The 12,621-nt window shown below is 73.1% G+C and carries 11 protein-coding genes; 4 read left to right on the forward strand and 7 right to left on the reverse strand.

What is annotated here, in order from left to right:
• Nucleotides 1-9 precede the first annotated feature (9 nt).
• Genes ACGFX4_RS14030 through ACGFX4_RS14040 form a run of 3 tightly spaced genes read right to left on the reverse strand, consistent with a single transcriptional unit; the run spans nucleotide 10 to nucleotide 3,568 of the window.
• Nucleotides 10-903 (reverse strand): carbohydrate ABC transporter permease, encoded by an 894-nt coding sequence (locus ACGFX4_RS14030; RefSeq protein WP_393073030.1) that lies wholly within the window; start codon nucleotides 901-903, stop codon nucleotides 10-12.
• The gene (locus ACGFX4_RS14035) at nucleotides 900-1,883 is read right to left on the reverse strand and encodes an ABC transporter permease (protein ID WP_393073032.1); all 984 of its coding nucleotides are present in this window, start codon (nucleotides 1,881-1,883) and stop codon (nucleotides 900-902) included. The genes ACGFX4_RS14030 and ACGFX4_RS14035 overlap by 4 nt, the downstream gene beginning before the upstream one ends.
• Nucleotides 1,883-3,568: an extracellular solute-binding protein gene (locus ACGFX4_RS14040; protein WP_393073034.1), complete on the reverse strand. Its 1,686-nt coding sequence runs from the start codon at nucleotides 3,566-3,568 to the stop codon at nucleotides 1,883-1,885. The genes ACGFX4_RS14035 and ACGFX4_RS14040 overlap by 1 nt, the downstream gene beginning before the upstream one ends.
• 274 nt (nucleotides 3,569-3,842) lie before the next feature.
• Between ACGFX4_RS14040 and ACGFX4_RS14045 the strand changes: the two genes are divergently transcribed.
• Nucleotides 3,843-6,662, forward strand: a complete 2,820-nt coding sequence (locus ACGFX4_RS14045) for a beta-glucosidase (RefSeq protein ID WP_393073036.1) — start codon at nucleotides 3,843-3,845, stop codon at nucleotides 6,660-6,662.
• 84 nt (nucleotides 6,663-6,746) lie between these two features.
• Nucleotides 6,747-7,130, forward strand: a complete 384-nt coding sequence (locus ACGFX4_RS14050) for a hypothetical protein (RefSeq protein ID WP_393073038.1) — start codon at nucleotides 6,747-6,749, stop codon at nucleotides 7,128-7,130.
• A gap of 32 nt (nucleotides 7,131-7,162) precedes the next feature.
• Here ACGFX4_RS14050 and ACGFX4_RS14055 read toward each other — a convergent pair whose 3' ends face one another.
• Nucleotides 7,163-7,933, reverse strand: coding sequence for an aminotransferase class IV (locus tag ACGFX4_RS14055; protein WP_393073040.1), 771 nt, complete (start codon nucleotides 7,931-7,933; stop codon nucleotides 7,163-7,165).
• A gap of 57 nt (nucleotides 7,934-7,990) precedes the next feature.
• Nucleotides 7,991-8,398, reverse strand: coding sequence for a (2Fe-2S) ferredoxin domain-containing protein (locus tag ACGFX4_RS14060; RefSeq protein WP_393073042.1), 408 nt, complete (start codon nucleotides 8,396-8,398; stop codon nucleotides 7,991-7,993).
• Between the two features lie 225 nt (nucleotides 8,399-8,623).
• On the opposite strand from ACGFX4_RS14060, the gene ACGFX4_RS14065 reads away from it, so the two are divergent.
• On the forward strand, nucleotides 8,624-9,058 hold the full coding sequence (locus ACGFX4_RS14065; protein WP_345696399.1) for a CBS domain-containing protein: 435 nt from the start codon (nucleotides 8,624-8,626) through the stop codon (nucleotides 9,056-9,058).
• An 18-nt stretch (nucleotides 9,059-9,076) separates the two neighbouring features.
• On the opposite strand, the gene ACGFX4_RS14070 is transcribed toward ACGFX4_RS14065, so the two are convergent.
• Nucleotides 9,077-10,732, reverse strand: coding sequence for an FAD-binding dehydrogenase (locus ACGFX4_RS14070; RefSeq protein ID WP_393073044.1), 1,656 nt, complete (start codon nucleotides 10,730-10,732; stop codon nucleotides 9,077-9,079).
• 253 nt (nucleotides 10,733-10,985) lie between these two features.
• On the opposite strand from ACGFX4_RS14070, the gene ACGFX4_RS14075 reads away from it, so the two are divergent.
• A complete protein-coding gene (locus tag ACGFX4_RS14075; RefSeq protein ID WP_393073046.1) occupies nucleotides 10,986-11,906 on the forward strand; it encodes an SGNH/GDSL hydrolase family protein in 921 nt (306 codons plus the stop codon).
• Nucleotides 11,907-11,963: 57 nt separating this feature from the next.
• Here the strand turns inward: ACGFX4_RS14075 and ACGFX4_RS14080 are convergent, their stop codons facing one another.
• The gene (locus tag ACGFX4_RS14080) at nucleotides 11,964-12,611 is read right to left on the reverse strand and encodes an HAD family hydrolase (protein ID WP_393073048.1); all 648 of its coding nucleotides are present in this window, start codon (nucleotides 12,609-12,611) and stop codon (nucleotides 11,964-11,966) included.
• Nucleotides 12,612-12,621 lie beyond the last annotated feature (10 nt).

Here is a 12,621-nt window from a genome sequence, read left to right on the forward strand (position 1 = left end):
GCGGTGCGATCAGCCCTTGACGGCGCCGATCAGCATGCCCTTCTGGAAGTGCTTCTGGACGAACGGGTACACGCAGACCACCGGCACCAGGGCCAGCACCATCACCGCCATCTGCACCGAGAGCGCGGGCACCGCACCGGTGTTGATGGCCTGCGACATGCCGGTCGGCGCCTGCTGGCGCAGCACGAAGGAGTTGAGGATGTTCTGCAGCGGGTAGCGGTGCTGGTCGTTCAGGTACAGCGAGGCGTTGAACCAGGCGCTCCAGTACCCGACCGCGTAGAACAGCGCGACCACGGCGACCACCGCCCGGGAGAGCGGCAGCACGATCTGCAGAAGGATCCGCCACTCGCCGGCGCCGTCGATCCGCGCGCTGTCGATCAGCTCCGGGGCGACGCCCATGAAGAAGGCGCGCAGCACCAGCAGGTTGAAGACGTTCACCGCGCTCGGCAGGACCAGCGACCAGTAGCTGTCCATCAGCCCGAGGTTCTGGATCAGCAGGTAGGTCGGGATCAGCCCGGCGCCGAAGAACATCGTCACCATCATGGCCAGCAGGATCGGCCGGTGGCCCCACGTCCCGCGCCGGGAGAGCCCGTACGCGGCGAGCACCGACACCAGCATCGACACCGCCGTGCCGACCCCGGTCAGCCCGAGGCTCACCACCACCGCGCGGGTGACCGCGCCGCCGGTGAGGATCTCCTGGTACGCCCGGACCGACAGGCCGCCGGGCACCACCACCAGCCCGCCGGCCTCGGTGATCGTCCGGGCGTCGGAGACGCTGGTCAGCACCACCACCCACAGCGGCCCGAGGATCAGCAGGCAGATGGCCCCCAGGCCGAGCCCCTTGAACCCCTTGCCGACCGCACTCGGCTCTTCCTCCCACACGGGTCGGGTCGTCGTGCTCATCTGCTGTAGACCCCTTCCTCACCGAGGCGTTGGGCCACCCGGTTGGCCAGGACCACCATCAGGAAGCTGAAGACTCCCTTGACCAGGCCCGCCGCGGCCGCATAGGAGAAGTCGCCGCTGCGGATGCCGCGGAACCAGACGTAGGTGTCGAGCACCTCGGAGACCCCGACGCCGACCGCGTCGCGCTGCAGCAGGATCTGCTCGAAGCCGACGGTGAGCGAGTCGCCGACCCGCAGGACCAGCAGCAGGGCGATCACCGGGCGCAGGGCGGGCAGCGAGACGTGCCAGATCCGCCGCCACCGGCCGGCGCCGTCGGCGGCGGCGGCCTCGTACAGCTCGGGGCTGACCGAGCTGAGCGCGGCCAGGAAGATGATCACGCCCCAGCCGGCGTCCTTCCACACCGCCTGGGCGGTGATCAGGAACTTGAACAGGCCCGGGTCGGTCATCAGGTCGAAGCCCTGGACGCCGTGCCGGCGCAGCAGTTGGGCGATCAGGCCGGCCCCGCCGAGCATCTGCTGGAAGACCGTGATGACCAGCACCCAGGAGAAGAAGTGCGGCAGGTACAGGATCGACTGGACCGCGGTGCGGACGCGGCCGCTCATGATGCTGTTGAGCAGCAGGGCGAGCGCGATCGGCACCGGGAAGAACAGCAGCAGCTGGATGCCGGTGATGGAGAGGGTGTTGGTGACGGCGGCCCAGAACTGGTCGTCGTTGAAGACCGCGGCGAAGTTGTCGAACCCGACGAACTCGCTGCCGGTGATGCCGCCGCCGTAGACGTCGTAGTCCTCGAAGGCGACGACGTTGCCCAGCAGCGGGACGTAGTTGAAGACGACCAGCAGCGCGAGCGCGGGCAGGGTCATCAGGACCAGGACCCGGTCGCGCTTGAACCGCTGCCACCGGGTGATGCCCCGGGGGGCGGCCGCCGCCGGCGCGGCGGCCTCCCCCCGGTCGGCCCGGCGGCTGCCGAGGACGGTGCTCATCAGCTCCCGCTGCCGTTCTTGTCGAGGATGTCCTGGTAGAAGGCGCGCAGTTCGTCGCCGCCGTTCTTCTTCCAGTTGGCGACCTCGTCCTGCATGTCACTGATCTTCTTGCGGCCGCGGACCACGTCGTTCTCGATGTCCTTGAACCGGGTGTAGAGCGAGGCGAGCCGGGTCGGCTCCTGGACCTGCATGCCGTAGAACATCGGCTTCTTGCCGAAGGCCATCATCCGGCCCATCCAGTTGGCGAAGTCGGTGGCGGCCTGCGGCTGGTCGGGCCAGGCGATGGCGGGGGCCGGGGAGGCGACGAACTCGTAGGAGGAGACGACCTCCTTGGTGCCGAGCTCGGTCTGCACCGGGGTGCCGGAGGCGTCCTTGGTGTAGTGGGTGCCCTCGACGCCGAACTTCTCCAGCAGGAACTCCTTGCTGCCGAACGGGGCGGCCGCGAAGTCGGCGACGCCGAGCAGCTCCTCGATCTGCGCGCCGGAGAGCTTGGCGGACAGGAAGCTGAAGATGCCGGCCGGCTGGCCGACGTACAGCTCCAGCCTGCCGCCGTCGTGGGCGAAGAAGTCCATCGGCTTCATCCGGAACTTCGGGTTGGCCTTGGCCTGCTCGTTCATCATGCCGCGCATCACGTCGCCGTCGTTCATGAACAGCGTCTGGCCGGAGGTGAAGCGGGTCTTGGCGTCGTTGGACTTGCCGGCCACCGCGTCGGGGTGGACGCTGCCCTGGGCGTAGAGCTTCTGGGTCCAGGAGAGCGCCTCCAGGTACTCCGGCGTCTCGATCCGGTGGACCAGCCTGCCGCCGTCCTGCTTCCAGTAGTTGGGCATCGAGCCGGGCACCAGGTTGAACAGCACCTGGGCGGTCCACCACATGTCGTCGCAGGCCCAGACCTTGGCGTCGGCACTGGTGAGGTCCTTGGCCAGCTTGAGGAACTCGTCGGCGGTCTTGGGCAGTTGGGTGATGCCCTTGGCCTCCAGCAGATCGGCCCGGTAGTACGGCACCACGCCGCCGAGCGGACGGTTGGGCATCGGCAGGCCGCGCAGCTTGCCGCCGAAGACGCACATCTGCCAGGCGCCGGTGGGGATCGCGGCCAGGTTGGGGTACTTCTTGATCTTCTCGCCGGAGAGGTACGGGCCGAGGTCGGCGGCCTTGGCGCCGATGGCGTTGGGGATCTGGCCCAGGATGTTCCAGCCCGGGATGCAGAACAGGTCCGGGACGTTGTCGCCGGCCAGCACCGCGCCGAGCTTGTCCTGGTAGGTGACGCCGTCCTGGAGCTGCCACTTGACCTTGATGCCGAGTGCGTCGTCCATCGCGGTGAAGTACTTGGAGCCGCTGCCCGGGTCCGCTCCCCACAGCGGCGTGAAGAAGGTGTAACTGCCGCCCTTGCCCGGCTTGTTGGCCACAGATGCCTTCAGCTCGGCGGGGAACTTCAGGAACGCCGGGGTGGAGCCGTTGACGCTCGGGATGTCGGGCGTGACCACGGTGGAGGCGGCGTACGCGGGGAGGACGCTCGCCAGGGTGTCGTTGCCGGCGACGCCGCCCTTGGCCGTGGAGCCGCCCTTGCCCGAGGAGCAGGCGGAAAGCAGCCCGCCGCCGGTGGCCGCCGCGACCGCGGCGACCGCACCGGCGAGCAGCCGTCGGCGGGAGGGGTTGGCGGCGAGCGCGGCTCTGTCAGCGCTGTTCATGGTGGGAGGAGCCCTTCGTCCTGGCGCGGGGGCGGCGATTGGGGTGGTGCGGGACCGGGTCCGTCGAGCGCACTGTCGAAGCGCTTCAACGTGGCGCCGAGGCTAGGCCAGCCGGAGCCGCCGCACAAGGGTTTGCACGAGCTTCACAGTTCAGGACTTGACCGCGACACAGGCGGTACGGGCCGCTTCGGGCCAGGTGCGCGCCTTGACACCACCCCGGCGGGCTGCGAACTTCGAAGCGCTTCGATCGTCAGCCCACCGGAGGACCGCCGCCATGTCAGACGCCCCGTTCCGCGACCCGCGGCTGCCCGTCGACGAACGGGTGAAGGACCTCCTCTCCCGGCTCGAACCCGCCGAGAAGATCGCCCTGCTGCACCAGTACGCGCCCGCCGTCCCGCGGCTCGGCCTGGCCGCGCACGTGACCGGCACCGAGGCGCTGCACGGGGTGTCCTGGCTCGGCGGGGCGACCTCCTTCCCGCAGGCGGTCGGCCTCGGCGCGACCTGGAACCCCGAGCTGGTCCGCGCGGTCGGCGAGGCCGTCTCCACCGAGGTCCGGGCCTTCCACGAGCGCCCGCCCGCACCCGGCCGCGAGGCCCCGGTCAGCCTCAACGTCTGGGCCCCGGTGGTGAATCCGCTGCGCCACCCGCTCTGGGGCCGCAACGAGGAGGGCTACGCCGAGTGCCCGCTGCTCACCGCCGAACTCGCCACCGCGTACGCGCGGGGCCTGCGCGGCGACCACCCGGTGTACTGGCGCACCGCCCCCACCCTGAAGCACTTCCTCGGCTACAACAACGAGACCGACCGCACCACCAGCTCCTCCGACCTGCGCCAGCGCGTCCTGCACGAGTACGAACTCCCCTGCTACCGCGGCCCGGTGGAGTCCGGCGCGATCGCCGCCGTGATGCCCTCGTACAACGTGGTGAACGGCCGGCCCGCCCACGTCAGCGGCTACCTGAAGGACGAGCTGCGCCGCTGGAAGCACGGCGCCGACCTGCTGGTGTGCAGCGACGCCGAGGCCCCCTCCAACCTGGTCGCCGCGCAGCGCCACTACCCCGACCACGCCACCGGCCACGCCGCCGCGCTGCGCGCCGGGGTGGACAGCTTCACCGACCACGGCGCCGACCCGCAGGTCACCGTCGCCCGGTTCACCGAGGCGCTGGAGCGCGGCCTGGTCGACGAGGCCGACATCGACGCGGCCGTCGCCCGGCTGCTCACCCTGCGGATCCGCACCGGCGAGCTCGACCCGGGGCTCGACCCGTACGCCGGAACCGGCCAGGCCGTGGTCGACTGCCCCGAGCACCGGGCGCTGGCCCGCGAGAGCGCCCGGCAGGCCGTGGTGCTGCTGCGCAACGAGGACGCGCTGCTGCCGCTCGCCCCCACCGGCACCCTGGCGGTGGTCGGCCCGCTCGGCGACGACGTGCTGCGCGACTGGTACAGCGGCTCGCTCACCCACCGCACCACCCTGCTGGACGCGCTGCGCGCCCGCCTCGGCGCCGAACGGGTCAGCTGGACCGACGGCCTGGACCGGATCGCGCTGCGCTCCACCACCACCGGCGGCTACCTGAGCGCGGGCCCCGACGGCCTGCTGGCCGCCACCGCGCCCGCGGTCGGCGAGGGCGAGGTCTTCGCCGTCCAGGACTGGGGCCGGGGCGTCACCACCGTGCAGGCGCACGACGGCCGCTACCTCACCAAGGACGACTACGGGCTGCTCGCCGCCACCGCCGACCACCCCGACGCGTGGGTGGTCCAGGAGGCCTTCCGACTGGAGCGCGGCGAGGACGGCCGCACCCGGATCCAGCACCTGGGCAGCGGCCGCTGGATCGCGGTGGCGGCCGGCACCGGCGCGCTCACCACGTACACCACCGCGTACGAGGAGGCCGAGCCGTTCGTCTGCCGCCTGGTGTCGGCCGGCGCCGCCGAGGCCGCCCGGATCGCCGCCGCGGCCGACACGGTGGTCGTGGTGGCCGGCAACGACCCGCACCTGAACGGCCGGGAGACCGAGGACCGGGTCGACCTCGCCCTCCCCCCGCAGCAGGAGGAGCTGCTGCGCACCGCCCGCGCCGCCAACCCGCGCACCGTCCTCGCGGTGGTCTCCGGCTACCCGTACGCCGTCGACTGGGCGGCCCGCGAGGTCCCGGCCGTGCTGTGGACCGCGCACGGCGGCCAGGAGGGCGGCGCCGCGCTGGCGGACGTCCTGCTCGGCGACGCCGCGCCCACCGGCCGCCTGCCGCAGACCTGGTACCGCGCCGGGCAGTCGCTGCCCGGCCTGCTGGACTACGACATCATCTCCGGCCGCCTCACCTACCAGTACCTGGGCGAGGAGCCGCTGTACCCCTTCGGCCACGGCCTCGGCTACACCGCCTTCGGGTACGGCCCGCTGCGGGTCGCGCTCGACGGCGGGCGGGTGGTCGCCGCGCTCACCGTCACCAACACCGGGCGGCGCGCGGGCACCGAGACCGTCCAGCTGTACGCCCGCGCACTGGAGGCCCGGCACAGCGCACCGCTGCGCCTGCACGCCTTCCGGCGCGTGGAGCTGGCGCCGGGCGAGGCCCGCGAGGTGGAGTTCGCGGTGCCGCTGGAGGCGCTCGGCCACCGGGACGTCGCCCACCACCGCTGGGCCGCCCCCGGCGGCCGCCAGCTGCTGGCCGCCGGCGCCAGCGCCGGCGACCTCCGCTCCACCGCCGAACTCGCGCTGCCGGCCGCGGAGTCCGCGCCGCGACCGGCGCACGGGACGACCGTGCTCGCCCGCGACTTCGACGACGCCTCGGGAGCCCGGCTGGTCGAGCGCAGCCGCGCGGAGGGCGGCGAGGCGGTGGAGGGCGCCGGGCTCGCCCGGCTGCTGTTCCACGACTGCGACCTCGGCGGCCGGGCCGGCCGGATCCGGCTGACCGTCGCCCGCGCGCTGCCCGGTTCCGCCGCCGTCGAGGTGGAGCTGGACGGCACGGTCACCACCGTCCCGGTCCCGCCCACCGGCGGCCCGCAGGAGTGGACCGGGCTGACGGCCGAACTCGCCGCACCCGCCTCCGGCGTGCACGACGTCCGGCTCACGCTCCGGGGCGCGCTCCGGCTGGCCGGCTTCGGCTTCGAGAGCTGATCACACGCACCGTTGACACCCCGGGGCCGTCCGCTCATCCTCTCCACACGGGAAGAGTTCGACGGCTCCGGGGGGACAACGGACATGACGGTTCATCAGTACGGCGGGCCGATGCCGCGCCAGCTCAAGTTCGCGATCGGCGGCCTGGTCTTCCAGGTGCTCGCCAACGGCCTGGTCGGCCTGCTGCTGCTCGGCCTGAGCAACGGCGACGACGACTCCGGGGTGCTCGGCGCGATCGGCGGCATCACCCTGTTCCTCGCCCTCGTGCTGGCGATCTGCGCCGCCCTGGTGCCCCGGCGGCTGCGCTGGGTGCGCGTCACGGTGACGGCCATCGAGGGCCTGGCGGTGCTGAACGGGATCGTCGCCCTGTTCAGCGGCTCCGTCCCCGGCCTGCTCGGCATCGTGATCGCGATCGCCATCCTGCGGGCGGTCAACTCGCCCGAGGGCAAGGCCTGGTTCACCGTCTGACCGGATCCGGACCTCCGGCACCCGGTCCGGCGTCAGACCGGCTCGCCGGGCAGTTCCCGGTACGCGGCGCGCAGCCGCTCGACCACCGGGTGCTCCCCGGCGAGCGGCCGCCCGTCGACCGCCGACACCACCCGCACGCCGACCGCGGCGTTGGTGGCGAACGCCGCCTCGAAGCCGTCCGCCGAGCGGACGTCCTCCGCCGACCAGCCCTCGTCCGCCCGCTGCAGCAGCCGCATGGTGGTGCCGACCAGGATCTCGCCGCGCGGCCACACCACCCGGCCGTCCCGGACCAGCCCGAGGTTCCAGGTACCGCCCTCGGTCAGCCGGCCCGCCGGGTCGGTGAACAGCACGTCGTCGAAGCCGGCCAGCAGCGCCTCCCGCCGGTGCCGCAGCGCGCCGTACAGCCCGACACCCTTCACCTGCGGCAGGTCGCGCACGTACGGGACGGTGCGCACCCGGACCGGCCCCGCGGCGAGCGGGCCGGCGGGGCGGGTGGTGACCAGCACCCGCGGGTGGGCCGGGCCGCCGATGGTGCCGAGGTCCAGCGCCGGGTCGAACAGGGTGACCCGTACGTTGACCGTGCCCGCCCCGGGCAGCACCCGCCGGACGTACGCCCGCACCCGGTCCAGGTCCGGCTCGGTGCCGAACAGCGCCCGGCAGTCGGCGGTCAGCCGCTCCAGGTGCAGCGCCAGCCCCCGGACCCGGCCGTCCTCCACCCGCACGGTGGTGAAGTGCCCGTAGTTGGTGAGCGCCAGCACCTGCAGCTCCGCCGGGTCCACCGGCCGCCCGTCGAGTTCGGTCATGCCCTCAAGGATGGCAGCCGACCGGCGGGCCGGACCGGCCGGGTGCGGGGTGCGCGGTCAGCCCGGGAGGCCGTCGCGGACCCGGCGGGAGACCTGGAACTCCTGCAGGTCGAGCACGCCCGGCGCCGGGACGATGCCCGGGCCGCCGGCCCGGACCCACTCGCCGATCTCGTCGATCATGTCCTCGGCCAGCACCCAGCCCAGCCAGACCGGCCGGCCGCCCGCCCTGCGCCCCTCGGCGGAGGGGCTGACCACCACCACGTTGGAGTGCCCGCAGGCGTCCAGGCAGTCCACCGCCCGGACCTGTCCGGCGGTGCCGACGCCGGCCCGCAGCCGGGCCAGCTGACCCGCATGGTCGACCCCCGGGTGCTTGGCCGTCGTGCCGCAGCAGCAGCCCCGGCAGACGGTCACGGTCACCGGTGCGGCGGGGGCGGCGGCGGGCTGCCGGTCGGCTCGACGGGCCATCAAGTGTCCTTCCGTGGTGGCCCGCCGCCGTCGTCGGCCGCGGACCGCGAGGGCTGCGGTCCGGCGGTGGCCGGACACGGGCGGTCACCAGATTCTGCCGCAGTGCCCGGGCCGTCCGGCCGCCGGGCCCCGGAGCAACTCCCCGCGCGGGCGGCGGGACCTCGTCCTACGGTGGCAGGACCACCACCCTCCGCGGCTTGCGCGCGGACGAGGAGAGGAAGATCCGTGATCACAGCCCGTGACATCATGCATGCCGGTGCCCAGTGCGTCGGTGCCGACCAGACCCTGATGGACGCCTCGATGATGATGCGCGACATGGGGGTCGGCGCGATGCCGATCTGCGGCAGCGACGGCAAGCTCAAGGGCATCATCACCGACCGTGACATCGTCACCCGATGTATCGCCGAGGGCAAGGACCCGATGACGATGAAGGCGATGGAGCTGGCCGGTCACCTGCACTGCGTCCGCGCGGACGACTCCATGGACGACGTGCTGAAGAAGATGGAGCAGCACCAGATCCGCCGCATCCCGGTGATCGACGGCGAGATGCTGGTCGGCATGATCAGCGAGAAGGACCTGGCGTCCGGCCACCGCGACGGCATGCGGGTGACCGACCGCCAGCTGATCGAGTTCATGGACTCGATGTACATCGACAAGTAACGCCGGGCACGGCGCGGGTCAGGCGGTGGCTGCGGCCGCCGCCCGTCCTGCGTTCCGGCCCGAGAACAGGCAGCCGCCCAGGAAGGTGCCCTCCAGCGAGCGGTAGCCGTGCACCCCTCCGCCGCCGAAGCCGGCCGCCTCGCCGGCCGCGTAGACGCCCTCCAGGGGCGTGCCGTCGGCGGTGAGCACCCGCCCGGACAGGTCGGTCTCCAGGCCGCCGAGCGACTTGCGGGTGAGGATGTTGAGCCGCACCGCGATCAGCGGCCCGGCCTTGGGGTCCAGCAGCCGGTGCGGGGCGGCGGTGCGGATCAGCTTGTCGCCCAGGTAGCGGCGGGCCCCGTGGATGGCGGTGACCTGCAGGTCCTTGGCGAAGGGGTTGGCGATCTCGCGGTCCCGGGCCTCGATCTCGCGGCGCAGGTCGGCCTCGTCGATCGGGGTGTCCGGGGTCTTGGCGTTCATGCCGCGGACCAGCTCGCCGAGGGTGTCGGCGACCACGAAGTCCACACCGTTGCGCTTGAACGCCTCGACCGGGCCGGGGGCGCCGGGCAGGGCGCGGCCGAGCACGTCGCGGACGGACTTGCCGGTGAGGTCGGGGTTCTGCTCGGAGCCGGAGAGCGCGAACTCCTTCTCGATGATCTTCTGGGTGAGCACGAACCAGGTGTGGTCGTGCCCGGTGGTCATGATGTGTTCGAGGGTGCCGAGGGTGTCGAAGCCGGGGAAGAGCGGGACGGGCAGCCGGCGGCCGCGGGCGTCCAGCCAGAGCGAGGACGGGCCGGGCAGGATCCGGATGCCGTGGGCGGGCCAGATCGGGTTCCAGTTCTCGATGCCCTCGGTGTAGTGCCACATCCGGTCGCCGTTGATCAGCCGGCCGCCGGCCGCCTCGGCGACGTCCAGCATCAGCCCGTCGACGTGCGCGGGCACGCCGGAGAGCATCCGCGCCGGCGGGGTGCCGAGCCGCTTCGGCCAGGCGGCGCGCACCTTGTCGTGGTTGCCGCCGATGCCGCCGGAGGCGACCACCACGGCCTGGGCGCGCAGCTCGAAGCCCTCCTCCACCTCGCGGGAGCTGGACTCGCCGCGCTGGACCCGACTCGGCGCCAGGACCTCGCCGCTGACGGTGTCCACCGCGCCCGCCGAGGCGGACAGGCCGGTCACCCGGTGGCGGAAGCGCAGCTCGACCAGGCCGCGGGCGGCCGCCTCGCGGACCCGGCGGGCGAACGGCTCGACCAGGCCGGGGCCGGTGCCCCAGGTGATGTGGAAGCGCGGCACCGAGTTGCCGGGGCCGCTGGCCAGCAGTCCGCCGCGCTCGGCCCAGCCGACCACCGGGAAGAAGCGCACGCCCATGGCGTGCAGCCAGGCGCGCTTCTCGCCCGCGGCGAAGTCCACGTACGCCTCCGCCCAGCGGCGCGGCCAGGCGTCCTCGGGACGGTCGAAGCCGGCCGAGCCGAGCCAGTCCTGCCAGGCGAGCTCGCGGGAGTCGCGGATCCGCATCCGGCGCTGCTCCGGCGAGTCGACCAGGAACAGGCCGCCGAAGGACCAGTGCGCCTGGCCGCCCAGCGAGACCGCGGGCTCCTGGTCGAGCAGGATCACCTTCCGCCCGGCGTCGGCGAGTTCGGCGGTGGCGGCCAGGCCCGCGAGGCCGGCTCCGATCACGATCACGTCGGCGTCGAATGCCATGCGGCGGGTCCTTCCGGGGCGGTGGGGTGCCATGATCCTGCGTCCTTCCGGCCGGGCGGTCAACCTCCCCCGCCCGGAATTCCGCTCCACGGCGTATCAGAATTGCCTCCGCTACGCACCGGAGCGGAATTCCTAATACCGCTGACGGGCTTTCGGGAAATCGTGTCGAAAATCTGGACAGCGATTTGACGCGTCGGTAACTTACCGATTGGTACGGCACCCACCCCCACCGTCCTCTCCCCCAGGAGGAACCGTGCTCCGTCCTGCCCTGAAGCGCTCGTCCGTCCTGGTCAGCGGCGTCCTGCTGGCCGCCGCCCTGTCCGGCGCCACGTCCCCCGCGCACGCCGCCGCGGCGGGGGGAAAGTACGTCGCGCTCGGCGACTCGTACGCCGCCGGGTCCGGTGTCCCGGGTCAGTACGCGGGCCTGTGCCTGCGTTCCGACCGCAATTACGGCCACCTGGTGGCGGCCCGGATCGGTGGCTCGTACACCGACGTCACCTGCGGCGCGGCGAAGGTGAAGGCGATGACCGAGGCGCAGTGGGACGGCCCGTTCCGGGTCAACGACCCGCAGCTGAACGCGGTCACCGCGGACACCACCCTGGTCACCCTCGGGATCGGCGGCAACGACCTGGGCACCTCGGACCTCGGCATCGCCGACGTGATCGCCACCTGCATCGCGGGCGCCGTGGTCAACCCGCTGGGCACCCCGTGCAAGGACCACTACGCCGACGGGCACTGGAGCTGGAGCCAGTGGGCGTGGGTCTGGGGCGAGGACTCGCTGGCGAAGCGGGTCGACGGCGCGGCGCCGCAACTCGCCTCCGTGCTGCAGAAGATCCACGCCAAGGCGCCGAACGCCAGGGTGCTGGTGGTCGGCTACCCCTCGGTACTGCCGGAGAACGAGCGGGACTGCTTTGGCCGGCAGCCGGTCACCGTCGGCGACGTGGCCTACCTGCGGGGCGTGCTCGGGAAGGTGAACACCATGCTGGCCGCCACCGCGAAGGCGAACGGCGCCACCTACGTGGACACCCTCACCCCGACCCGCGGCCACGACGTCTGCTCGGACGACCGCTGGGTGGAGGGCGCGCTGCCGGGCTCGCCGACCGTCCCGTTCCACCCCAACGCCACCGGCGAGGCGGCGATGGCCGGCGCGGTCCTCAAGGCCCTCGGCCGCTGACCGCCTCCCGAACCGGCGCCCCGGCTCCCACCCTCAGGGCCGGGGCGCCCACGCGTCTCAGGGCTCCAGCAGGCCCGGCAGCTCGCGCATGTCGTGGAACACCACGGTGCCCGGCCCGGCGAGCCGCTCGGCGGGGGTGAGCCCGCCCGCGTACCCGAAGGCCCGCATGCCGGCCGCGCGGGCCGCCGCGACACCCGGCGCGCTGTCCTCGACCACCGCGCAGGCGGCCGGGTCGACGCCCATCCGCCGGGCGGCGTGCAGGAAGAGGTCCGGGGCGGGCTTGCCGCGGGCGACCTCGGTCGAGGAGAAGATCCGGCCCTCGAAGCGGTCGTACAGGCCGGTCCGGCCCAGGGTGTGACGCATCTTCTCGTGCGAGCCGCTGGAGGCCACGCAGGTCGGCAGCGCGATGGCGTCCAGCGCCTCGGGCAGGCCGTCCACGGGCCGGAGCCCGGCGTCGACCCGCTCCCGGTGCAGTTCCTCGAACCGCCGCCCCCACGCGGCCGCGGCGGCCGCGCCGAGCCGCTCCGCGACCTGCTCCCCGATCGATGCGGTGGAGCGCCCGATGAAGCGCTCCACCACGTCCTGCTCGGTCAGCGGCCAGCCGAACTCGGCGCCCAGGGCGACCTGGACGCCGAGCGCGATCCGTTCACTGTCCACCAGCACCCCGTCGCAGTCGAGGACGACGAGCTCTATCGGCCTGATCATCCGGACAGCG

The sequence above is a fragment of the Kitasatospora sp. NPDC048365 genome, from assembly GCF_043200835.1.
Taxonomy (GTDB): Bacteria; Actinomycetota; Actinomycetes; order Streptomycetales; family Streptomycetaceae; genus Kitasatospora; species Kitasatospora terrestris.

What these genes read in the sequence shown, in the direction of transcription:
- ACGFX4_RS14060 (WP_393073042.1), bottom strand. Translation starts at nt 8,398, where the DNA reads ATGGCCCGTCGAGCCGACCGGCAGCCCGCCGCCGCCCCCGCCGCACCG.
- ACGFX4_RS14050 (WP_393073038.1), top strand. Translation starts at nt 6,747, where the DNA reads ATGACGGTTCATCAGTACGGCGGGCCGATGCCGCGCCAGCTCAAGTTC.
- ACGFX4_RS14055 (WP_393073040.1), bottom strand. Translation starts at nt 7,933, where the DNA reads ATGACCGAACTCGACGGGCGGCCGGTGGACCCGGCGGAGCTGCAGGTG.
- ACGFX4_RS14070 (WP_393073044.1), bottom strand. Translation starts at nt 10,732, where the DNA reads ATGGCATTCGACGCCGACGTGATCGTGATCGGAGCCGGCCTCGCGGGC.
- ACGFX4_RS14040 (WP_393073034.1), bottom strand. Translation starts at nt 3,568, where the DNA reads ATGAACAGCGCTGACAGAGCCGCGCTCGCCGCCAACCCCTCCCGCCGA.
- ACGFX4_RS14030 (WP_393073030.1), bottom strand. Translation starts at nt 903, where the DNA reads ATGAGCACGACGACCCGACCCGTGTGGGAGGAAGAGCCGAGTGCGGTC.
- ACGFX4_RS14080 (WP_393073048.1), bottom strand. Translation starts at nt 12,611, where the DNA reads ATGATCAGGCCGATAGAGCTCGTCGTCCTCGACTGCGACGGGGTGCTG.
- ACGFX4_RS14045 (WP_393073036.1), top strand. Translation starts at nt 3,843, where the DNA reads ATGTCAGACGCCCCGTTCCGCGACCCGCGGCTGCCCGTCGACGAACGG.
- ACGFX4_RS14035 (WP_393073032.1), bottom strand. Translation starts at nt 1,883, where the DNA reads ATGAGCACCGTCCTCGGCAGCCGCCGGGCCGACCGGGGGGAGGCCGCC.